The sequence below is a fragment of the Pseudomonas hefeiensis genome (assembly GCF_030687835.1).
In the GTDB taxonomy this organism is placed as follows: domain Bacteria; phylum Pseudomonadota; class Gammaproteobacteria; order Pseudomonadales; family Pseudomonadaceae; genus Aquipseudomonas; species Aquipseudomonas hefeiensis.
On the sequence record NZ_CP117449.1, the window covers coordinates 3,643,562 to 3,663,770 of the forward strand.

Here is a 20,209-nt window from a genome sequence, read left to right on the forward strand (position 1 = left end):
CCATGAAACACATACTGGGTTGCATCGGCTTATCGTTGATGCTGGTGACAACGACAGTCCTGGCCCATCACGGCTGGAGCGAGTACGACACTGACAACGCCCTGCAACTCAACGGAACGATAGAAGAATCCGGCTATTCGCACCCCCATGGCTTCGTGCGCCTGAAAACGGCGGACAAAACCTGGACCGTGGTCCTCGCCCCGCCGTCACGCATGGAGAACCGAGGCCTGAGCAAGGACATGCTCAAGCCTGGCAATCAGGTGAGCGTGGCCGGCTATGCAAACCGCAACAAACCCGATGAGTTGCGCGCAGAACGCATCACCGTCGACAACAAGACCGTCGAGTTGCGCTGATGCAGGCCATCGAGACAGGCACCGACCCGCAGGGCTGGCTAGACCAACTGGAGGGTTCGTCCCTGGCGGTGGCCATGCGCGGCGAACTGTGGCTCTACCCGTTGGTGGAGGTGGTACACATCATCGGGTTTTCGCTGTTGGTGGGCGCGGTGGTGATGTTCGATCTGCGGGTACTTGGGGTGTCCAAGGACATTGCCGTGACGGCGTTGGCCCGCCATCTACTGCCGTGGGCCCTTGCGGCCCTGTTATTGATCGTGCCCGCCGGCTTGATGATGTTCAGCGCCCATCCCCATGACTTCGCCGGCAACGGCGTGTTTATCCTCAAGCTGTGCCTGATTGCGACAGCGGGCCTCAACGCCCTGGTGTTTCACCTCGGCATTTATCGCACGGTCAGCCAATGGAACACCGCCAGCGCGGCACCAGGACTGGCGAAAGCGCAGGCGGTGCTGTCCGTGGCGGTATGGTTCGCGGTGGTGTTGTGTGGGCGCTTGCTGGCCTATACCTGAGATAAAAAGTGCGATGGCCTTGCCAGCCATCGCCAATCGCCCACCTCAGGCGCGCTCAGACCCGTGCGGGTGACACGATGATTTTCACGTTGTGCTCCTTGTTATTGACCAGTTCCTCGAAGCCCTGACCAACGATCTGCTCCAACTGGATGCGCCCGGTCACCAGCGGCGAGATGTCCAGGCGCCCATCGGCGATGAAGGCAATCACGTCGGCGAATTCACCGTTGTAGGCCAGCGCGCCGAGCACCTGCTTCTCGGTGGAGACCAGTTCAAAGAAGTTGAACTCGCTCGGTTCCTCGAAAATGCCCACCAGCACACATTTACCCGCCTTGCGGATCAGGTCGATGGCGAGTTTGGCGGTGTGCTTGTTGCCGATGCATTCGAAACTGACATCGGCCCCCAAGCCAGCGGTCAGGCGACGGACTTCGGCCAGGGCGTCGCACTCGTTCGGATCGATCACATGGCTGGCGCCCACTTCCAGGGCCTTGGCCTTGCGCGCGCCGGACATCTCCAGGGCAATTACCTGCGCCGCGCCGGCGGCCTTGGCGCACATGATGGTGCACAGACCGATGGTGCCGGCGCCGACCACCACCACGTTCTGGCCCAACAGGCTGCCGGCCTTTTTCACCGCATGCATGCCCACTGCCAACGGCTCGATCAGCGCACCGGCTTCGGCGGGAAAATCAGCAGGCAGTTTGTACAGCAGATTGGCCGGTACGTTGACCAACTCCGCAAACGCACCGTTGTTCATCAGCCCGGTGAACGCCAGGTTTTCGCAGATGTTGTAGAGCCCGTGGGTGCAGTAATAGCAGGTGCCACAGTGCTGACAGGCATCGGCCGCCACCGGCTCGCCGACGCTGAAGCCCTCGACACCGGCCCCCAGCTCGACGATTTCACCGCAGAACTCATGGCCGAGAATGCACTGGCCCTTGATGCCGGTCAGCGGATGCGGTGCGTCCACCGGAATGAACACCGGCCCGGCCACATATTCATGCAGGTCAGAGCCACAGATGCCGCACCACTGCACACGGATCTGCACCCAACCGGCGGGTGGCGAAACCGGCAGTGGCACGTCTTCGACGCGAATGTCGTTGCGGCCATGCCAGACGGCGGCGCGCATGCTGCGGGTAGGCTTGATTGAAACGTTCATAACGTTGCCTCCAGAGTTTTGTAGGAGCGACGAATCACCTCGCCGCCCGCTTGATCAGTGCTGCTCAATGAACCCGAGGATGAGCTGGTTGACCTGCTCGGCCGCCTCCATTTGCACCATGTGGCCCTGGCCGGGCAGCACCTGGACCTGGGCACTCAGCCCGTCGCTGTGGGCCGCCGGGATGATTGCGTCGTCGCTGCCCCAGATCACCAGCGTCGGTACGTGGCCGGCCTGCACTACTTCGCGCAAATCCACCTGCTGGCGACCGTCGGCAAACAGCGTCGCTGACAGTTGCAACAGCGCAGCGTCCACCCCCTCCAGGCGCTTGTACTTGAGCATGTCATCGAGCATCTGGCGGTTGACCAGCTCGGCATTGGAGAACAGTTGCACCAGTTGCGGCTTGAGAGCGTTGCGGTTGGCTGCTTCGACAAAACCTTTCAGGTAGCTGCCATTGATCTGCGCGCCCAGCCCGGCACTGCCGATCAAGGTCAGCGACCGTACCCGCTGGGGCATCAGGCGCGCGGCGTTCAGCGACACCGCCCCGCCCATGGAATGCCCCACCAGATGCACAGCATTGATGTCCAGGTGATCGAGCAAGGCCAGCACCACCCCGCTCAGTTCGTCCAGGTCGCCGCGTTGCAGTGTCTTGGCGGATTCGCCGTGGCCCGGCAGGTCCAGGGCGATGACCCGACGCCCGGCCGCCAGTGCTTGGTGGTTGAACAGCCAATTGTTCAGGTCGCCACCGAAACCATGCACCAGCAGCAGCGGCGTGCCGCCCTCGCCACGCTCGAAAAAGCGAATCACCCGGCCGTCCAGTTCGACTTTCTGAGGTTTCGGGCCGCTGTCTTCGTCGGCAGCGTCGCCGGGCACAAAAGACGACTGGAACTGCTCGATGAGCGCATCGATCTCGGCATCGCTGGCTTCGCCGTCGACGACAATACCGAGCAAGGCGCCGACCGCCAGGGTTTCGTCCTGCCGGGCGATCTGCCGACGCAAGATCCCGGAGAACGGCGCTTCGACGCTGCTGGAAATTTTGTCGGTTTCCACGTCCATCACTTCATCACCCTTGGTGATGGCCTGGCCCTCCTCCTTGAGCCAGGCATCTACCCGGCCTTCGGTCATCGACAGGCCCCACTTGGGCATGGTCAGGGTATGAATCTGGCTCATCAGCGCTTGCTCCACTCGATCACGTTGAGCACGGCCTGTTCGATCTTTGCCGCGTCGGGGATGTACAGGTCTTCCAGGGCATCGGAGAACGGCACCGGGGTATGGGGCGCGGTGACCATTTCAATCGGAGCCTTGAGCGCGCCGAAGGCTTTTTGCGCGACCAGCGCCGAGATGTCCGTGGCCATGGAACAGCGCGGATTGGCCTCATCGATGACCACCAGGCGCCCGGTCTTCTCGACGCTTTCCAGGATGCTGTCCTCGTCCATCGGGCTGGTGGTGCGCAGGTCGATGACCTCGCAGTCGATGCCGCGCCCGGCCAGGCTGCGCGCCGCGTCCATCGCGGTGTTGACCATGCGCCCGTACGAGACCAGGGTCACGTCCTTGCCGTCGCGCAGGAAGTTGGCTTCGCCAAAGGGAATGGTATAGAGCTCTTCCGGCACCTCGCCCTGCATGCTGTAGAGCAATTTGTGCTCGCAGAAGATCACCGGGTCGTTGTCGCGGATCGCCTGGATCAGCAAGCCCTTGGCGTCATAGGGCGACGACGGGCACACCACTTTCAGCCCCGGAATGTGCGTCCACAAGGAGGTGAGCATCTGCGAATGCTGGGCGGCGGCGCGCAGGCCCGCGCCGACCATGGTGCGGATCACCAGCGGTGTGGAGGCCTTGCCGCCGAACATGTAGCGAAACTTCGCCGCCTGGTTGAGGATCTGGTCCAGGCAGCACCCGGCGAAGTCGACGAACATCAGTTCGCACACCGGGCGCACGCCACAGGTTGCCGCGCCGACCGCCGCGCCGACGTAACCGATTTCCGACAGCGGCGTATCCAGCACACGCTCGGGAAACTGGTCGTAAAGCCCCTTGGTGACGCCGAGCACACCGCCCCAGGCGTCGTTTTCACCGGGCGCGCCGGCGCCACCGGCGACGTCCTCGCCCATGATGAAGACGCTGGAGTCGCGGCGCATTTCCTGGGCCAGGGCTTCGTTGATTGCCTGCTGATAGCTGATTTTTCTCGCCATGATGGGATTCTCTGTTCTTGTTTTATGAAGAGCGTTCAGGGATAGGAGACGTAAACGTCGGTCAGCAGGTCCGCCGCGGTGGGCTTGGGATCGGACTTGGCCTTGTACACGGCGTTTTCGATCAGCGACTCGACCTCCTTGTCGATCAGGTCCAACTGCTCGACGGTGAGCAATCCGGCCCGTGTGGTGCGCTCGCGAAACTGCATCAGGCAATCCTGGTTCTCGCGAAAATGCTTGACCTCGTCGGGTGCCCTATAAGTCTGGGCGTCACCCTCGAAGTGGCCGTAGTAACGGGTCAGCTTGACCTCGATCAGCGAAGGCCCCTCTCCGGCACGGGCGCGTTCGACGGCGGCCCCGGCGGCTTCATGCACGGCAAAGAAGTCAAAGCCATCCACCGTCACCCCGGGCATGCCGAAACCGGCGGCGCGATCGGCGATGTGATCGCAGGCCACCGACCAATTGGACGCAGTGGCTTCGGCGTAGCCATTGTTTTCAGCGATGAACAGGCATGGCAGGTTCCACACCGAGGCCATGTTCATGGCTTCGAACACCGCGCCCTCGTTGGAGCCGCCGTCGCCAAAAAACACCACGGCGACGCTGTCGGTGCCCTTGAGTCGGGCGGCCAGCGCGGCGCCCACTACCAAGGGCGCGCCAGCCCCGACAATGCCATTGGCGCCGAGCATGCCTTTCTCGAAATCGGCAATGTGCATGGAGCCGCCCTTGCCTTGGCAGACGCCGGTCTTCTTGCCGTAGATCTCGGCCATCATCCCGTACACGTCCACGCCTTTGGCGATGCAATGGCCGTGGCCACGGTGGTTGGAGGCGATGCAATCCTCATCGCCCAAATGGGCCATGACGCCGGCGGCCGACGCCTCTTCGCCGGCATACAGATGGACGAAACCGGGAATCTCGCCGGTGGCGAATTCCACGTGCAGGCGCTCTTCGAAGGCGCGGATGGTGCGCATCACCTGATAGGCGTGCAGCAGTTGATCGTGGGTGAGCGGTGTCGACATTTTTATTCTCCTGGGGTGTCTTCTTGAAGATTCAGTGGGTGTTGCGGGTGTTCGCGGCCGATCGCCAACAAACGGTGTTGCGCGGCGTAGGCCAGCACCGCGTTGACATCGATGCTCAGCGGGCCGCCGGCATCGAGAGTGACCGTGGGCCGGTCCTGCGCGTTGAATTCGATTTCCCGTTCCCCATCCAGGGCCAAGGTGCCGCAAGACAGCGACAGGCCATGGGCGATGCCAGGCTCCAGGGGCCCGGCGGCGAGCACGCCACAGCCTTGCAACAGACCGGGGGCCAGCGGCACCAGCAACGCTTCGGGCGATTGCGGGTCCAGGCGCATCCAGGCGCCACCCGCTGCCTGGCGTGATACCGGGAACCACAAGCCGCAGAGCGCCGACAGACCGATGGATTGCGGCTCGGCGAAGGTCACGAAGACTTCGGCCAGGTCCTGTGCCCGACTGATGGCCCGGGCGCCGACAAAGCGCAGCGGTGACACGGCGACGTCCACCAGAGCGATCTCACGCAAGCCGCGACCGGCGTCGCAGACCAACAGGCGCTTGTTGCGACGCAGGCCGATCTGCGCCGGTATCCTGCCGCTGGCGTACAACCCACCGGCCAACCCGGCGCTGGTGGCTTCGCGCAGTTCGGGAAAGGCGTTATTGGTGCCCGTGGAGAGGGTCAGTAACGGAATGTCAGCGACTTCGGCGGCCACGGCCTTGTGGGTGCCGTCGCCGCCAAGCACGGCGATCAGGCTCACCCCGCGCTCGACCATCAGACGCGCGGCCTGACGCGTATCTTCGACGGTCTGGCGCAACGTCAGGTCAAGAAACTCCAGGGTTGGCCAGTGGCTGCTACGGGCCTGACGGCTGTGGCTATTCTTTAGAACGGCGGCGGCAATGCCGGTCATGTCGGTCGGCATCAAGACCTGCTCGACACCGGTGGCACCGAAGGCAGCCAACAGCCGCTGGATCACCGAAACCTTGTCGGTGCTGGAAAACAATCCGGCGTTGGCGGTCAGGCGTCGCACATCACGCCCCGACGCCGGGTTGGCAATGATGCCCACGGTCAGTGGACGGCGGCTCATGGCGCCACCGGCAGGTGGGTAGAGGGATGACCTGGGCAGCAGAACCCTCGGTGCAAAGACATAGGACACCTCGTTTTTATTATTGGCAGTCCGGACGGGCCGGCTGCAGACGCTAGAGCAAGGGCGGTGCCAGTTGCCGATAAAACCGGCGGAACGCCCGGAATAGAGCCCGCTGAGCGCGCCCGCTGATGGAATCAACCCAGGCGCTGTGAGACGCGACATGTCAGCCTGCACGAGGTTCTGGCGAGACCGTGAGACGTGGCGTCTCACACCTGCCGGTGCGGCTCGCCGAGCTTGTCTGCGCACAACGAACGGCGCTTAATGAGCGCACAACGATAAGAAGCTGAAACGGAGGCCCGTATGCTTTCCGCTCACTCCCGGGCGCATGTGGATTGCGTCAGCCGCGTACTGAAAAACGCGGCGCAACTGCCACAGCTGCCCGTCCCGGACCTGATCCTCGACTCCTGGCGTCGCTCCATGGAGCAGCATCATCTGGACCCCGGTTCGCTGCAGGGCCCGCGCATCCTGTCCCAGGACGTGCTCAAGCAATGCCGTGAGCGCTCAGAACTGTTCCTTAATATCGCCAGCGAAGAAGTCGCCCGGCTGCATGGTCGTGTGCGGGATGCCGACTACTGTGTGCTGCTGACCGATGCCCAGGGCCAGACCATCGATTACCGGGTGGAAACCACCATTCGCAATGACTGCCGCAAGGCCGGGCTGTACCTGGGCACCTGTTGGTCGGAGGGGGAAGAAGGCACCTGCGGCGTGGCGGCGGTGCTCACGGCCAAAACCCCGGTGACGGTGCACAAGCGCGATCATTTCCGGGCGGCGTTCATCGGCCTGACCTGCTCTGCCGCGCCGGTTTTCGACCCGCAGGGGCAGTTGCTCGGGGTTCTGGACGTCTCGGCGGTGCGTTCACCGGATGATCGACGCTCACAACACCTGATCCGGCAGATGGTGGTCCAGAGCGCTCGGGAAATCGAACAGGCGTTTTTCATGAGCAGCGCCCAGGGCTACTGGGTGCTGCGGGCCCATCGCAACGCCGGCTACGTCGACAGCCAGCCGGACTTGCTGTTCGCCTGGGACGACGACGGTTGCCTGCAAGCCCTGAACCCCGCCGCCCGCCAGTATCTGCTGCAACACTACGGCCAACTGCCGCAACACATCAGCCAGGTGTTCGACCAGCAACTGCTGCACCGTGCCCGCGACGAGGGTCTTTATCCTTTTTCCAGCCCCGGCATCGGGCCGCTTTTGCATGGTCGCTTGAGCGCGCCGCGACAGCGGGCCAATTCGCGCCCCCGGGTTGCCATGACCCCGGTGGAACTGGACCCTCGATTGGCCGACAGCCTGCGCCTGGCAGTACGGGTCAAGGATCGCAACTTGCCGGTGCTGATCCAGGGCGAAACCGGCTCCGGCAAGGAGGTGTTTGCCCGCCAACTGCATCAGGCCAGCCAGCGCCGTGACCGGTCGTTCGTGGCCTTGAACTGCGCGGCGATTCCCGAAAGCCTGATCGAAAGCGAGTTATTCGGCTACGTTGCCGGGGCCTTCACCGGGGCGTCGACCAAAGGCATGCAGGGCCTGCTGCAACAGGCCGATGGCGGCACATTGTTTCTGGATGAAATCGGTGACATGCCACTGGCCTTGCAGACGCGCCTGCTACGGGTATTGGCCGAAGGTGAAGTGGCCCCCCTGGGTGCGTCACGGCGCAGGGCCGTGGACATTCAGGTGATCTGCGCCACCCACCGCGACCTGGAAACATTGGTCGCCGCCGGCGGGTTTCGCGAGGATCTGTACTTTCGCCTGGGCGGTGCCCGCTTCCAACTGCCGCCGCTGCGTGAGCGCAGTGACCGGCTGGCGTTGATCAACCGCATCCTTGAGGAGGAATCGGCGCTGTGCGGGGGCATGGTGCAACTGAGCGGCGCGGCTCTGGAATGCTTGCTCGGCTATCACTGGCCGGGCAATATCCGCCAGTTGCGCCATGTGCTGCGCTACGCCTGTGCGGTGAGCGAGGCAAGTGTGATCCAGCTCAGTCATCTGCCCGAATCATTGCACAGCGCACAAGCGCCTGCAGATGCACCGCAACCCAGCGCCAGCCCGGAGCGTCAGGTGCTGCTCGATGCGCTGGTGCGCCATCGCTGGAAGCCCACTGCGGCTGCACGGGCGCTGGGCATTTCCCGAGCGACCCTGTATCGAAGGGTCCACCTGCATGGCATCGAAATGCCCGGCAGAAGCCCGGCGTGAAGCAACGCTTATCTTCGCGCCAGCGCATGCCGAGCGCACTGTTCGTAGTAAGTCTGTTTGATGGCGGCGGGCTTGAGACGTGAAGCGCTGTTATAGGTCTGCTCGGTGATACCCAGGGCGGTCATGCGCATCCATGGCCGGGAAAACTTGCGCACCTGCAACCTTTTGCGCGCGCCGTACAAGGTGATCCCGGAAAGCTTCGACGCCTGGGCCCCTGCGGCAATGTCCGAACCCCAGCGGCATACCGACTGCTGATTTTTCGTCAGCGCCTTGGCCTGAGCCTCAAGCGAAACGGCGACCAGGAGAAACGTCACCACGAACCACATAGAAATCCGCATAGGTATGTCGCCCAACTTTCTGAAATAAAAGAAGTTTGACCACATGAGAATGAGCAAGGGGCCAGCACGGCTACGCAACGCCATATAGAGAGGTTTTTTCTCTGTGGGAGCAAGGCTTGCCCGCGATAGCCGCACCGTGGTCGAACAACTGAACCGCGTTATCGTTCATCGCGGGCAAGCCTTGCTCCCACAGATCCCCTCACCACAAGCAAGCTCCCTCGTCACGGGTTACTGGCTTGCCTTGGCTTCCTGCAACAACTGCTGAATTACCTGCTCCTGCTCACCATAGCGTCCCTCGCCAAAGTGGCTATAGCGCACCTGTCCCTTGGCATCGATGAAGTAGTGGGCTGGCCAGTACTGGTTGTTGAAGGCGCGCCAGATTGCATATTGGTTATCGATGGCCACCGGGTAGTTGATCCCCAGTTTGCGAACCTGCTTGCGCACGTTGTCGATGATTTTCTCGTAGCCATACTCAGGTGTGTGCACGCCGATCACCACCAGCCCATCCTTCTCATACTTGCGTGCCCAATCATTCACATAGGGCAGCGTGTGCTGGCAGTTGATGCAGTCATAGGTCCAGAAATCCACCAACACCACCTTGCCCCGCAGCGACTCGCTGCTCAAGGGTGGCGAGTTCAACCATTGCACTGCGCCTTCCAGCGACGGCATGTTGCCCTGAGGCTGAAGCGATTCCATGGATACTGCGCCGGCCTTTTCGACCAGGTAATCGATGGCTTTGGGCACATTCTTCAGTAAACCCTGCTCCAGGGTCGCAGCCCCTTGGGAGGAGATACTGGCCAACAGGCGGTCATCGGCACCCGTACCAATCGCCACGGCCGCCAGCAATACCACGACACCGGTACCCCGACGCAGCCAAGTGGTGATCGGCAATGACAGCTTGAGGCGGTCGGCCAATCCGCGTCCGGCCAGGATCAGCACACCCAGCGACAAGGCACTGCCCAGCCCGTAAGCGAGCAACAGCAGGCTGGTTTCAGCGCTCGCGCCTTGCAGCATGGCCCCGGTCAGAATCACCCCGAGTATCGGCCCGGCGCACGGCGCCCAGAGCAACCCGGTGGCGACCCCGATCAGCACCGAGGCCACAGGCCCGGCCATCCGTCCGGCGCCGGCATCGATACGGTTGCCCAGGCTCACCAGCGGCCGCGCCAGCCATATACCGACGCGGCTGAACATCAGCGACAAGGCAAACAGCACCATCACCCACAGGGCAACTTGCCGGCCAACGCTGCTGGCTCGCACGACCCACTCACTGCTGACCACCGCCAGGCTCGAAACCAGGGCAAACGTCAGCACCATGCCGGCCAGCGTCAGCAGGACCGAGCCCCGCGAGCGATTGGCCCGGGCAAACAGAAACGGCACCACTGGAAGAATACAGGGGCTGAGGATCGTCAGGATCCCGCCCAGAAAAGCGATCAGAAGCATGGCAACACCTCAACGGTAGGCAGATAGACAGAACACACCCAATCGGGCAGCGCCTCTGTGGGAGCAAAGCTTGCTCGCGATGCAGGCGCCTCGATTCCTGGCAATAACCGCGTCATCGTTGATCGCGAGCAAGCTTTGCTCCCACAGATTTACTGTCACCCGTTGGCTCACACGGCGACTCAGTTACCGTCATTGCAGTTGTCGGCCAACTTGCGATAGTCCAGCGCCTGCTTGTGGCCCGCTGAGTCGAGGTAGGTCATGCGGGCATTCACCACGCCGCAGGCCGGGTTCGGATCTTCGCTGAAGGACAGGACCTTCTGGATATCCAGGTGGGTGCCGTAGGCGTAGGTCTGAGCCTGGACGTGACTCTCGGCCCGGGCCGACAAGGTGCAGATGTTCAGCGCGACGAAGAGGCAGGCGGCGTAGACGGCTTTGGTGTTCATGGCGGTATCCTCGATGCATTCAATGGGTGTGTTTTTCGGCCGGGGCGTGTTGTGCCGCCTCGATGGATGCCATTGAATGCCCTTGAGGTATCGCTTCTGTATCGGGTAACGCGGCTTTTTGAATCCCTGTGTATCCGCCGCGCGCCAGATACACTGCAATACAAACCGTCGCGAGCCGGGCCGGCCGGCGTCTGTAGACTGATCACAACGAAACGCCAAGGGGCAGAACACCATGGATCACGTCGATCATGTGTTGATCGTGGATGACGATCGCGAAATCAGAGAGCTGGTAGGCAACTACCTGAAAAAGAACGGCCTGCGTACCACCGTGGTTGCCGATGGCCGGCAGATGCGTGCCTTTCTGGAAACCACCCCGGTGGACCTGATCGTGCTGGACATCATGATGCCGGGCGATGATGGCCTGGTGCTGTGCCGGGAACTGCGCGCCGGCAAACACAAGGCCACACCGGTGCTGATGCTCACCGCCCGCAACGATGAAACCGACCGCATCATCGGCCTGGAAATGGGCGCCGACGATTACCTGGTCAAACCCTTCGCCGCCCGGGAACTGCTGGCGCGGATCAATGCCGTGTTGCGGCGTACCCGCATGCTGCCGCCCAACCTGGTGGTCACCGAAAGCGGTCGCCTGCTGGCGTTCGGCCGCTGGCGCCTGGACACCACCGCCCGGCATCTGCTGGACACCGACGGCACGATGGTCGCCCTGAGCGGCGCCGAATATCGCCTGTTGCGGGTGTTCCTCGACCACCCGCAGCGGGTGCTCAATCGCGATCAGTTGCTGAACCTGACCCAGGGCCGGGACGCCGATCTGTTCGATCGCTCCATCGACCTGCTGGTCAGCCGCCTGCGTCAACGGCTGCTGGATGATGCCCGGGAGCCGGCCTACATCAAGACCGTGCGCAGCGAAGGCTATGTGTTCTCGCTGCCGGTGGAGATCCTTGAGGCTTCGGTATGAGCCTGTCGCTGCGCTGGCCGCGCACCCTCGCCTCGCGCCTGTCGCTGATCTTCCTGATCGGCCTGATCCTGGCCCAGGGCCTGTCGTTCGGCGCCCAGTACTACGAGCGCTACCAGAGCGCCAAGACCACCATGCTCGGCAACCTGGAAACCGACGTCTCGACCTCCGTGGCCATTCTCGATCGTTTGCCGGCTGCCGAGCGCCAGGACTGGCTGCCGAAACTTGCCCGACGCAACTATGGCTACCTGCTCGATGAAGGTCAGCCAGGCCAGCGAATGCTTCCTGACAACGCGCCGGTGTCGGTGAGTTCGATCCTGGAGGCCATCGGCCAGGCCTACGCCCTGACGTTCACCAACATTCCCGGACCGCAGCAGCACTACCAGGCCCACCTGCGCCTGGCCGACGGCAGCCCGCTGACCATCGACGTGCGGCCGGCGATGATGCCCCTCTCCCCCTGGCTCCCGGTGGTGTTGCTGGGGCAATTGGCGCTGTTGATCGGCTGCACCTGGCTGGCCGTGCGCATCGCCGTCGGTCCTCTGACCCGGCTGGCCCAGGCAGTGGAAACCCTGGACCCGAATGCTCACAGCGTACGCCTGGACGAAAAAGGCCCGACCGAAGTGGTCCATGCCGCCAAGGCGTTCAATGCCATGCAGGACCGTATCGCCGCCTACCTCAAGGAGCGCATGCAGTTGCTGGCGGCGATTTCCCATGACTTGCAGACGCCCATCACACGCATGAAGCTGCGCGCCGAATTCATGGACGATGGCATCGAGAAGGACAAACTGTGCAGCGACCTGAGTGAAATGGAGCATCTGGTGCGCGAAGGCGTGGCCTATGCCCGCAGCATTCATGGTGCCATCGAAGCCAGCTGCCGCATCAACCTGGATGCGTTTCTCGACAGCCTGGTGTTCGACTACCAGGACACCGGGCAGGACGTGCAGTTGTCCGGGAAAAATGCCGCGGTCATCGACACCCGGCCCCATGCCCTGCGCCGGGTGCTGGTCAACCTGGTGGACAACGCATTAAAGTTCGGTGGAGCGGCGCAAATCCAGGTGCAACCTGCCGACAACGGACAACTGATGATCCAGGTGCTGGACCGTGGTCCCGGCATCAATGAGCAGGAGCTGGCCGAGGTGCTCAAACCGTTCTATCGGGTGGAAAACTCGCGCAACCGGGAGACCGGTGGAACCGGATTGGGGCTGGCCATCGCCCAGCAACTGGCGATCGCCATGGGCGGTTCGCTGACCTTGAGCAATCGTGACGGCGGCGGGTTGTGTGCCGAGTTGCGGCTAAGGGTCGAAAGTTAACGGGCAACCAAACTGTGGGAGCAACTGTCTTGGATGGTTTATTTAGCCATCTTTTTCAGAGGCAGCGAGCCTCCCACAGCTCTGGGCTATGCAATTGTCTGAGGGAACCGGAATCACAATCTACGCGACGTCTCCCTTCCACTCAGAACCATCCCGGATCATTGCGTTTAGACGTATCAACAAGATCCGCATACATGCGATGAGCGCAACCTTCGCGCATTTGCCTTTCTCGCGCAGCGCCTTGTAGCGTGCATTGAAGTCAGGCTGATACCTGATCACTGACCAGCAGGCCATGTACAGAGCGCGCCTGGCGGAGAACCTACCGCCGCTGATATGGCGTTGGCCTTTGTGCGTGCCGCTATCGTCGTTGTAGGGGGCGATGCCTGCTAATGCGGCTATCTGATGTCGCCCAACCTCGCCGAGCTCTGGAAGATAGGCCATTACGCTGGCTGCCGTGACGAGACCGATCCCCTTGACCGAGCACAGGCGAGTGACTTTTTCACTGTCCAGGCTTTCAGCGCTTTGACGGATCATCTTTTCTATCAACTTAATGGCTTCGCACAGGTAGTCGATATGACTCTGCAACGCGGGTTTAACGGCCTCAGATGAGGCCGTTTTAAATCTGCGTTTGTCGTCATCTCTCTGCTGAGTAAAGTTTTCCCGTTGCTGGACCAGTGCGCGCAAGTCGTCCTGTTCGGCACTTGTGATCCGGCTGTTAGCCGATTTGATGACCGCTGCAAATTGCGCCAGGAGGCGCGCATCTATCGGGTCGGTTTTAGCTTGTTGTCCCATTGCTTTGGCAAAGCTCTTGGCTCGGCAGGGGTTGATCCGAATGACCTCAAAACCTGCAGCCTGAAGCGCTTTCATGACGTTTCGCTCGTAACCGCCAGTGGCTTCCAACAACACACGGGTGACCTGATGGAGCAGCAGCCAACCAATTAATCCAGGAAAATCATCTTCAGCGTTAGGGCAACTCACCCCAACATCTAAGAGATCAACCTGAACCTGAAGACTGTCTTTTGAAACATCAATACCTGCTGGATAGGAAAACATGGCCAAACCCTCTTACACTCAAGGTGAGAGCGCTCTGGCTTGGCCCACGCTTGTAACTGTTCGAGGTGGGCTCGTTCAACTGTTCGGGCTCAATGACCAGAGTGGAGAGGTGAGTGGCAGCATGGGCTCCCACACGTGCTTTAAGCACTCCGGGCATTCAGCTTGCCACCCACCGCTCTCACCTTCAGTCTAAACGTAGCGCAAGACACAAGCGGGCTTGCTCGCGAAGGCGTCGGCACATCCAACAATGATGTCGCCTGACAATCCGCTATCGCGAGCAAGCCCGCTCCCACAAGGTTCAGCCCCAGGCTTCAATGTTATCGGGCTTTGTATGCCAATGTGTCCGCCACAGGCAGGGGTACACAGGCTTGCAAACGGCCGCGTTGCAGACACACCCCACTTACAGCCGTTTGAAAAACTCCCTCGTGTCCCCGGTCGCTATTCACGACCGGGCCCTCACCCCAAGGAGCCTTCTCATGCCTGCTTCCACGTTTCGTTTCCAGGGCTGGTCGCTGTTCAGCCTGCTCGCCGCCCTGGTGCTGTTGATGACCGCACTGACCCTGGCGCTCAACCCGGACCTGACCGAGGGTGTGCGCAGCGCCATCCGCGCCACGGCCCGCTCATCCTTCGCCCTGTTTCTGCTGGCCTTCACCGCCTCGGCGTTCGCCGTGCTGGTGCCGTCGCCCCTGAGCCGGGCCCTGGTCCGCGAGCGACGTTTCATCGGCTTGGCCTTCGCGTTTTCCCATCTGGTGCACGCCGTGCTGATCTACAGCTACGGCCAGCTCAACCCCGAGTTCTGGCCGGGTCGCACCACCCTTGGCAATGTCCCCGGCTCCGTCGGCTACGTGTTCATCCTGCTGCTGGCCCTGACCTCCTTCAAAAGCACCACGCGCCTGATTGGCGCCAAAGCCTGGAAATGCCTGCACGTCAGCGGCATGTGGGTGCTGGTGGCGATCTTTGCTTACTCCAACTTCAAGCGCATCCCCATGAGTGCCTGGTACGTGTTGCCCTTCGGCCTGACCTGCGCCGCCATCGCGATCCGTCTGGTGGGCAAGCTCGCCCAGGCCAACTCGCGCCGAAAGAATTCCTCCCCGTTGGATCGCGCAGCAGCCGCTCCGGTTGCCACTGACAAACCGAACTGAGCCCCGGGAGATCGATCATGTCTGCAGATGTTTTGAAAGGCCTGCGCATAACGCTCGAACAGGCCGGGACATGGCTCGGGCCATTGGGCCTGCGCCTGTTCCTGGCCTGGGAGTTTTTTGAATCCGGGCGGGAGAAATGGCAGGGCGAAAACTGGTTTGCCCAAATCCAGGCGGCATTCCCCTTCCCCTTCAACCACCTGCCGGCCAGTTGGAACTGGGAATTGTCGATGTGGGCCGAACTGCTCTGCGCCATCGCCCTGCTGATGGGCCTGGGCACCCGCCTTTCGGCGCTGGTGTTGATGGTGGTCACAGTCGTCGCCACCGCTGCCGTGCACTGGCCGGCGGATTGGTCAACCTTGAGTGAACTGGCCCAGGGGTATGCCATCACCAATAAAGGCCACGGCAACTTCAAACTGCCGTTGATCTATCTGGTGGCGTTGTTGCCGTTGGTGTTGCAGGGGGCCGGGAAGTTGAGTGTGGATGCTGTGCTGAAGATCGGCCTGCACCGCCAATAGTGCAATTGGCGCATAACCTTGTGGGAGCGGGCTTGATCGCGAAGGCGGTGTGTCAGTCGACTTAGTTTTGACTGACACACCGCCTTCGCGAGCAAGCCCGCTCCCACAGGTGTTGGCATTTCAAGTGGGCGGATTACGGCTGCACCCCGACAACCCCTTCCCTGTGCATCTGGCGCAACAACATCACCGCGCTGTCCATGAATTCGCTTGAATCCACCCCCGCCTCCCGTGCCAGCGCCAACAACTGATCGCGCCCAGCCAACCCGGGAAACTGCCCGATACGCTGCAACAGCCGCCAGGCCAACGGACTGAGCTCAGAAAAGCGCACCGCAAACCCAGGCGTTCGCCGCACCAGCAGCAGCGTCGGTTGCGGCGGTGGCGTCGATGGCTGGTAGCCGGGCGCCAGGCGATGGACCGGCCAGAGGTACGCCAGCGGCCAGGCCAAAGGTGAAACACGCAAAGACCGATCGAGCAATGCTGCCTCGTCACTGGCCGGCAGCGACTCGACTTGCGCTTGCAGCAGCGCCATTTCGACCCACTCGTAGTGAGCCAGCTCGGCCATGAACGCCGGTTCGTCAGGCGACTGCCGGGCCGCGAGATAGCCCACGAACTCCCCGGCAATGTCTGCGAAGCGCGGTGCGAGGCAACGATGCTCACGCAGGAAACGGCGTACGCAGACCCGCCAAGCCTCCGGCCCCAGCACGCTCACCAACACCGGAAAAGTGCCGCTGAGCAACCCACGCATGTTCTCGAAAATCAGGTCGCGATATACCTGCGCCCGGGCCACGTCCATGCCGGGCGGAATCGGGCAGTGATCAGGGTCACGCAGGTAGCGGGTCAACGCCTGTTGCTGTTGCTGCAGCGTCTGCATGATTTCAGCCATGGGGCACCGCCTGCCCTGGGTCGGCCTGATGTTGCAATTGGCGCAGGGTCTGCAGTTCGGCGGCCAGCACGGCGTAGGGCGGGAAATTGAAGTCCCGTTCGAGCAAGGTCGGCTGGATACCGAAACGTGCGTAGGCCTGGGCCAGCAACACCCAGACCACCGGTTTGACTGGCGCACCATGGCTGTCGATTTTCAAGGTATCGGACTCGTCGTAATGCCCGGCCACGTGCATGCCCACCACCCGCCCAGGCTCAAGGCCGGCCAGGAATGCCTGGGGGTCGAAGCCGTGATTGACCGAGTTGACGTAGACGTTGTTGACGTCCAGCAGCAGGTCGCAATCGGCTTCGTGCAAGACCGCGCGGGTGAATTCCAGCTCCGTCATGTCTTGTTGCGGTGCGGCGTAATAGGAAACGTTCTCCACGGCCAGGCGCCGCCCCAGAACGTCCTGGGCCTGCCGGATCCGTGCCGCCACGTGATGCACCGCTTCCTCGGTAAAGGGCAACGGCAGCAAGTCATACAAGTGCCCTTCATCGCCGCAGTAGCTCAGGTGCTCGCTGTACATCGGTACGTTGAAGCGTTCCAGGAAATCGCGCACCTGCGTCAGAAACGCCAGGTCCAGTGGCGCCGGCCCGCCCAGAGACAACGACAGGCCATGGCACGACAACGGATAGCGTTCGGCCAGCCAATGCAAAGCGGCGCCGTGAGCGCCGCCAATGCCGATCCAGTTTTCCGGGGCCACTTCAAGAAAGTCGAAATCCCCGGCGGGCGCCTCGCGCAGGTCATCGAGCAAGGCGCGGCGCAGGCCCAGGCCTACCGAGGGTTTGGAAATTGAGGGTGTGGACAGTATGGCGCGGCCTTTCAGGCCTGAATGTTGAGGCATGGCACATCTCCTTGGGGTAAGAGATGGGAAGCCTTGAAGGACGATTGCCAATCAGTCTGTAAGAACCAAACCCTGTGGCCAGGGAGCGGCTCCCTCGCCACAGTTGTTCGCGCAACAGGGCATCGCTGTGACTGGCGCCCGCCCCATCAGGCTTCCCACCGGTGAAAGTCAGGACTCGATAGCCGCCCCACACTTGCCCTCGCCGCATTTGCCTTCGGCGCCCTTGGCCTGGCCTGCCAGGTATTTCTCGGCTTCAGGCAACGAGATGCCGCCGTCATGGTTGGCGTCGATCTTGTCGTACTCAGCCGCGCGCTCTGGCGCCGCCGCGATGAACTCGTCGCGCGAAACCTTGCCGTCGTGGTTGGTATCGGTCTTGGCAAATTTATCTTCGCCGCACTTGCCCTCAGCGGGTTTCTTCACCGTATCGGCCGCCGCCAGGGTGTAGCCCTGGGCCAGGTCGTTCATGGTCAATGCCGAGGCTGCGGTGGAAAGGCCAAGGCCGCCAACCAGGGCCAAACCGAGTGCAAGAGAGGAATTGCTGGAGAAGTTGAGCATGGGGGTGTTCCTCGAAAGATCAAATATGCCAATCACCAGCACCGGGGATCGGTGCGGCTGGCTGGCGTAGTTAACCGTCGATGTGTATCCGGGCTGTGTCGCCAGCCGAGGTGAAGACAAGCAGGTGTATCCAGGCCGCTCTGATACACACTGGGATACACGCCCACGTCGGGCCCGCCCGCGAAAAAATCTAAACCTTGAACGGCCTGCGTCGGTCCAGTCCTGTATGACCGTCAACGCTGCAGACCTGCTGCGGCCGATTAAGCGAGGGACAGACATGACCATGACCGTGGGTGACTTTCTGGTTGAACGCCTTTACCAATGGGGGGTTCGTCGCATTTATGGCTATCCGGGCGATGGCATTAACGGCGTTTTTGGTGCATTGAACCGCGCCAATGGAAAAATCCGCTTCATCCAGGCGCGTCATGAGGAGATGGCGGCTTTCATGGCCTGCGCGCATGCCAAATTCACTGGCGAGCTAGGGGTGTGTATTGCCACCTCGGGGCCGGGCGCGTCTCACCTCATAACAGGCCTCTACGACGCCCGAATGGACCACATGCCCGTCCTTGCCATCAGCGGCCAGCAGGCCCGCGCCGCACTGGGCGGGCACTACCAACAGGAACTGGACCTGGTCAGCCTGTTCAAGGACGTCGCCGGGGCCTTCGTCCAGCAAGCCAGCGCACCGTCCCAAGTGCGCCATCTGATCGACCGCGCCGTGCGCACGGCGGTCGGCGAGCGTCGGGTCACGGCGCTGATTCTGCCCAATGACCTGCAGGACATGGAGTACACAGCACCACCCCACAAGCACGGTACGGTCCATTCCGGCGTCGGCTACCGCAAACCCAAGGTCGTGCCCTATGAAGAGGATTTGCGCAAAGCTGCCGACGTCCTCAATGCGGGCAAGAAAGTCGCGATCCTGGTCGGCGCCGGCGCGCTGCAAGCCACCGATGAGGTGATTGCCATCGCCGAGAAACTGGGCGCCGGCGTGGCCAAGGCCCTGCTGGGCAAGGCTGCCGTGCCGGACGACCTGCCTTGGGTCACCGGCGCCATCGGCCTGCTGGGCACCGAGCCCAGCGACAAGCTGATGGCCGGCTGCGATACATTGCTAATGATCGGCTCCGGCTTCCCCTATGCCGAATTCCTGCCGCCCGAAGGCCAGGTCCGTGGGGTGCAGATTGACATTCAGCCGGACATGCTCAGCCTGCGTTACCCCATGGAGGTCAATCTGCAAGGTGACAGCACCGACACCCTGCAGGCCCTGCTGCCGCTGATCGAAGAAAAAACCGATCGCGCCTGGCGCAAGAAAATCGAGCATTGGCGAGCGGACTGGGACAAAACCCTGGAAAACCGCGCCCTCGTGTCGGCCAAGCCCATCAACCCACAGCGGGTCACGTTCGAGCTGTCCCCCCGCTTGCCGGATCGCGCCATCATCACCTGCGATTCCGGGTCTTGCGCCAACTGGTTCGCCCGGGATATCAGGATTCGCCGCGGCATGATGTGTTCGTTGTCCGGTGGACTGGCATCCATGGGTGCCGCCGTGCCCTATGCCATCGCCGCGAAATTCTGCCACCCTGATCGACCGGTGGTCGCTCTGGTGGGAGATGGCGCGATGCAGATGAACAACATGGCCGAACTGATCACCGTCGCCAAATACTGGCGTACCTGGGCCAATGGCACCTGGATCTGCGCGGTATTCAACAACCAGGACCTGAACCAGGTGACTTGGGAACAGCGCGTGATGGAGGGCGATCCTAAATTCGAGGCATCCCAGAACATCCCTGACGTGCCCTACCACCAGTTCGCTGAATCCATTGGCCTGAAGGGCATCCTGGTGGAGCATGAAGACAATGTGGCTGCCGCCTGGGAGCAAGCGCTAGCTGCGGACCGTCCGGTGCTGATTGAGTTTCGGACCGATCCCGACGTGCCACCGTTGCCGCCACACATCAAGCTGGAACAGGCGAAGAAATTTGCCTCGACTTTGCTGCAAGGCGATCCGAACCAGCGCGGCATCGTTGTGCAGACCGCCAAACAGGTACTCAGCAACCTGCTGCCGGGTCATCGCCAAGACAAGGAGTGAGGCGCCACCCTGAAACGGTCGTTTTGCCTGAAGGCCAATAGCCAGGCGCCTCTGCGCCGTGTCAGCTGTCGGATCGGTTAA

Annotated in this window: 20 protein-coding genes; 8 read left to right on the plus strand and 12 right to left on the minus strand. The window is 62.1% G+C overall.

What is annotated here, in order from left to right:
• Positions 1–2 precede the first annotated feature (2 nt).
• The gene (locus PSH57_RS16205) at positions 3–353 is read left to right on the plus strand and encodes a DUF6152 family protein (RefSeq protein ID WP_305384136.1); all 351 of its coding nucleotides are present in this window, start codon (positions 3–5) and stop codon (positions 351–353) included.
• The gene (locus PSH57_RS16210) at positions 353–859 is read left to right on the plus strand and encodes a DUF6644 family protein (protein ID WP_305384137.1); all 507 of its coding nucleotides are present in this window, start codon (positions 353–355) and stop codon (positions 857–859) included. The genes PSH57_RS16205 and PSH57_RS16210 overlap by 1 nt, the downstream gene beginning before the upstream one ends.
• 55 nt (positions 860–914) lie before the next feature.
• On the opposite strand, the gene PSH57_RS16215 is transcribed toward PSH57_RS16210, so the two are convergent.
• The 5 genes from PSH57_RS16215 to PSH57_RS16235 all read right to left on the minus strand — a co-directional run bounded on the left by PSH57_RS16215 (position 915) and on the right by PSH57_RS16235 (position 6,281).
• A complete protein-coding gene (locus tag PSH57_RS16215) occupies positions 915–1,979 on the minus strand; it encodes a 2,3-butanediol dehydrogenase (RefSeq protein ID WP_305444924.1) in 1,065 nt (354 codons plus the stop codon).
• A gap of 84 nt (positions 1,980–2,063) precedes the next feature.
• Complete coding sequence (locus PSH57_RS16220; protein ID WP_305384138.1) at positions 2,064–3,176, minus strand: acetoin dehydrogenase dihydrolipoyllysine-residue acetyltransferase subunit; 1,113 nt, start codon at positions 3,174–3,176, stop codon at positions 2,064–2,066.
• A complete protein-coding gene (locus PSH57_RS16225) occupies positions 3,176–4,192 on the minus strand; it encodes an alpha-ketoacid dehydrogenase subunit beta (protein WP_305384140.1) in 1,017 nt (338 codons plus the stop codon). The genes PSH57_RS16220 and PSH57_RS16225 overlap by 1 nt, the downstream gene beginning before the upstream one ends.
• Before the next feature lie 35 nt (positions 4,193–4,227).
• Positions 4,228–5,205, minus strand: coding sequence for a thiamine pyrophosphate-dependent dehydrogenase E1 component subunit alpha (locus tag PSH57_RS16230; RefSeq protein ID WP_305384141.1), 978 nt, complete (start codon positions 5,203–5,205; stop codon positions 4,228–4,230).
• Positions 5,206–5,207: 2 nt separating this feature from the next.
• Positions 5,208–6,281, minus strand: a complete 1,074-nt coding sequence (locus PSH57_RS16235) for an ATP-NAD kinase family protein (protein ID WP_305384142.1) — start codon at positions 6,279–6,281, stop codon at positions 5,208–5,210.
• Between the two features lie 360 nt (positions 6,282–6,641).
• Here PSH57_RS16235 and PSH57_RS16240 point away from each other — a divergent pair, with 360 nt between their 5' ends.
• Positions 6,642–8,522, plus strand: a complete 1,881-nt coding sequence (locus tag PSH57_RS16240; protein ID WP_305384144.1) for a sigma-54-dependent Fis family transcriptional regulator — start codon at positions 6,642–6,644, stop codon at positions 8,520–8,522.
• A gap of 8 nt (positions 8,523–8,530) precedes the next feature.
• Here the strand turns inward: PSH57_RS16240 and PSH57_RS16245 are convergent, their stop codons facing one another.
• From PSH57_RS16245 to PSH57_RS16255, 3 genes are all read right to left on the minus strand, one after another.
• Positions 8,531–8,860 carry a hypothetical protein gene (locus tag PSH57_RS16245; RefSeq protein WP_305384145.1) on the minus strand — a complete coding sequence of 110 codons (330 nt, stop codon included), beginning with the start codon at positions 8,858–8,860 and terminating at the stop codon, positions 8,531–8,533.
• 228 nt (positions 8,861–9,088) lie between these two features.
• On the minus strand, positions 9,089–10,300 hold the full coding sequence (locus tag PSH57_RS16250) for a cytochrome c biogenesis protein DipZ (protein ID WP_305384146.1): 1,212 nt from the start codon (positions 10,298–10,300) through the stop codon (positions 9,089–9,091).
• Between the two features lie 179 nt (positions 10,301–10,479).
• Positions 10,480–10,743 carry a DUF2790 domain-containing protein gene (locus tag PSH57_RS16255; RefSeq protein WP_305384147.1) on the minus strand — a complete coding sequence of 88 codons (264 nt, stop codon included), beginning with the start codon at positions 10,741–10,743 and terminating at the stop codon, positions 10,480–10,482.
• A 232-nt stretch (positions 10,744–10,975) separates the two neighbouring features.
• On the opposite strand from PSH57_RS16255, the gene PSH57_RS16260 reads away from it, so the two are divergent.
• Both PSH57_RS16260 and PSH57_RS16265 read left to right on the plus strand, forming a co-directional pair.
• Complete coding sequence (locus tag PSH57_RS16260) at positions 10,976–11,716, plus strand: response regulator (protein ID WP_003202589.1); 741 nt, start codon at positions 10,976–10,978, stop codon at positions 11,714–11,716.
• Positions 11,713–13,023, plus strand: a complete 1,311-nt coding sequence (locus PSH57_RS16265; protein WP_305384148.1) for an ATP-binding protein — start codon at positions 11,713–11,715, stop codon at positions 13,021–13,023. Before PSH57_RS16260 ends, PSH57_RS16265 begins: the two co-directional genes overlap by 4 nt.
• A 120-nt stretch (positions 13,024–13,143) precedes the next feature.
• Here PSH57_RS16265 and PSH57_RS16270 read toward each other — a convergent pair whose 3' ends face one another.
• Positions 13,144–14,076 (minus strand): transposase, encoded by a 933-nt coding sequence (locus PSH57_RS16270; RefSeq protein WP_305384149.1) that lies wholly within the window; start codon positions 14,074–14,076, stop codon positions 13,144–13,146.
• A gap of 476 nt (positions 14,077–14,552) precedes the next feature.
• Here PSH57_RS16270 and PSH57_RS16275 point away from each other — a divergent pair, with 476 nt between their 5' ends.
• The gene (locus PSH57_RS16275) at positions 14,553–15,218 is read left to right on the plus strand and encodes a ferric reductase-like transmembrane domain-containing protein (protein ID WP_305384151.1); all 666 of its coding nucleotides are present in this window, start codon (positions 14,553–14,555) and stop codon (positions 15,216–15,218) included.
• Positions 15,219–15,235: 17 nt separating this feature from the next.
• Entirely contained in the window at positions 15,236–15,733 is a 498-nt protein-coding gene (locus PSH57_RS16280) for an HvfX family Cu-binding RiPP maturation protein (protein WP_305384153.1), read from the plus strand.
• Between the two features lie 133 nt (positions 15,734–15,866).
• On the opposite strand, the gene PSH57_RS16285 is transcribed toward PSH57_RS16280, so the two are convergent.
• The 3 genes from PSH57_RS16285 to PSH57_RS16295 form a co-directional block, all read right to left on the minus strand.
• Complete coding sequence (locus PSH57_RS16285; RefSeq protein WP_305384154.1) at positions 15,867–16,616, minus strand: HvfC family RiPP maturation protein; 750 nt, start codon at positions 16,614–16,616, stop codon at positions 15,867–15,869.
• Positions 16,609–17,496 (minus strand): HvfB family MNIO-type RiPP peptide maturase, encoded by an 888-nt coding sequence (locus tag PSH57_RS16290; protein WP_305384155.1) that lies wholly within the window; start codon positions 17,494–17,496, stop codon positions 16,609–16,611. The genes PSH57_RS16285 and PSH57_RS16290 overlap by 8 nt, the downstream gene beginning before the upstream one ends.
• Before the next feature lie 168 nt (positions 17,497–17,664).
• The gene (locus tag PSH57_RS16295; protein ID WP_305384156.1) at positions 17,665–18,051 is read right to left on the minus strand and encodes an EF-hand domain-containing protein; all 387 of its coding nucleotides are present in this window, start codon (positions 18,049–18,051) and stop codon (positions 17,665–17,667) included.
• 277 nt (positions 18,052–18,328) lie between these two features.
• Between PSH57_RS16295 and PSH57_RS16300 the strand changes: the two genes are divergently transcribed.
• A complete protein-coding gene (locus PSH57_RS16300) occupies positions 18,329–20,128 on the plus strand; it encodes a thiamine pyrophosphate-requiring protein (protein WP_305384157.1) in 1,800 nt (599 codons plus the stop codon).
• Positions 20,129–20,209: the final 81 nt, after the last annotated feature.

Bases quoted from the DNA above. Each gene is read 5' to 3' on its own strand.
- PSH57_RS16210 (WP_305384137.1), top strand. From the start codon at position 353: ATGCAGGCCATCGAGACAGGCACCGACCCGCAGGGCTGGCTAGACCAA.
- PSH57_RS16295 (WP_305384156.1), bottom strand. From the start codon at position 18,051: ATGCTCAACTTCTCCAGCAATTCCTCTCTTGCACTCGGTTTGGCCCTG.
- PSH57_RS16300 (WP_305384157.1), top strand. From the start codon at position 18,329: ATGACCATGACCGTGGGTGACTTTCTGGTTGAACGCCTTTACCAATGG.
- PSH57_RS16240 (WP_305384144.1), top strand. From the start codon at position 6,642: ATGCTTTCCGCTCACTCCCGGGCGCATGTGGATTGCGTCAGCCGCGTA.
- PSH57_RS16230 (WP_305384141.1), bottom strand. From the start codon at position 5,205: ATGTCGACACCGCTCACCCACGATCAACTGCTGCACGCCTATCAGGTG.
- PSH57_RS16205 (WP_305384136.1), top strand. From the start codon at position 3: ATGAAACACATACTGGGTTGCATCGGCTTATCGTTGATGCTGGTGACA.
- PSH57_RS16220 (WP_305384138.1), bottom strand. From the start codon at position 3,176: ATGAGCCAGATTCATACCCTGACCATGCCCAAGTGGGGCCTGTCGATG.
- PSH57_RS16275 (WP_305384151.1), top strand. From the start codon at position 14,553: ATGCCTGCTTCCACGTTTCGTTTCCAGGGCTGGTCGCTGTTCAGCCTG.
- PSH57_RS16250 (WP_305384146.1), bottom strand. From the start codon at position 10,300: ATGCTTCTGATCGCTTTTCTGGGCGGGATCCTGACGATCCTCAGCCCC.
- PSH57_RS16260 (WP_003202589.1), top strand. From the start codon at position 10,976: ATGGATCACGTCGATCATGTGTTGATCGTGGATGACGATCGCGAAATC.
- PSH57_RS16255 (WP_305384147.1), bottom strand. From the start codon at position 10,743: ATGAACACCAAAGCCGTCTACGCCGCCTGCCTCTTCGTCGCGCTGAAC.
- PSH57_RS16290 (WP_305384155.1), bottom strand. From the start codon at position 17,496: ATGCCTCAACATTCAGGCCTGAAAGGCCGCGCCATACTGTCCACACCC.
- PSH57_RS16280 (WP_305384153.1), top strand. From the start codon at position 15,236: ATGTCTGCAGATGTTTTGAAAGGCCTGCGCATAACGCTCGAACAGGCC.
- PSH57_RS16245 (WP_305384145.1), bottom strand. From the start codon at position 8,860: ATGCGGATTTCTATGTGGTTCGTGGTGACGTTTCTCCTGGTCGCCGTT.
- PSH57_RS16225 (WP_305384140.1), bottom strand. From the start codon at position 4,192: ATGGCGAGAAAAATCAGCTATCAGCAGGCAATCAACGAAGCCCTGGCC.
- PSH57_RS16270 (WP_305384149.1), bottom strand. From the start codon at position 14,076: ATGTTTTCCTATCCAGCAGGTATTGATGTTTCAAAAGACAGTCTTCAG.
- PSH57_RS16265 (WP_305384148.1), top strand. From the start codon at position 11,713: ATGAGCCTGTCGCTGCGCTGGCCGCGCACCCTCGCCTCGCGCCTGTCG.
- PSH57_RS16235 (WP_305384142.1), bottom strand. From the start codon at position 6,281: ATGAGCCGCCGTCCACTGACCGTGGGCATCATTGCCAACCCGGCGTCG.
- PSH57_RS16285 (WP_305384154.1), bottom strand. From the start codon at position 16,616: ATGGCTGAAATCATGCAGACGCTGCAGCAACAGCAACAGGCGTTGACC.
- PSH57_RS16215 (WP_305444924.1), bottom strand. From the start codon at position 1,979: ATGCGCGCCGCCGTCTGGCATGGCCGCAACGACATTCGCGTCGAAGAC.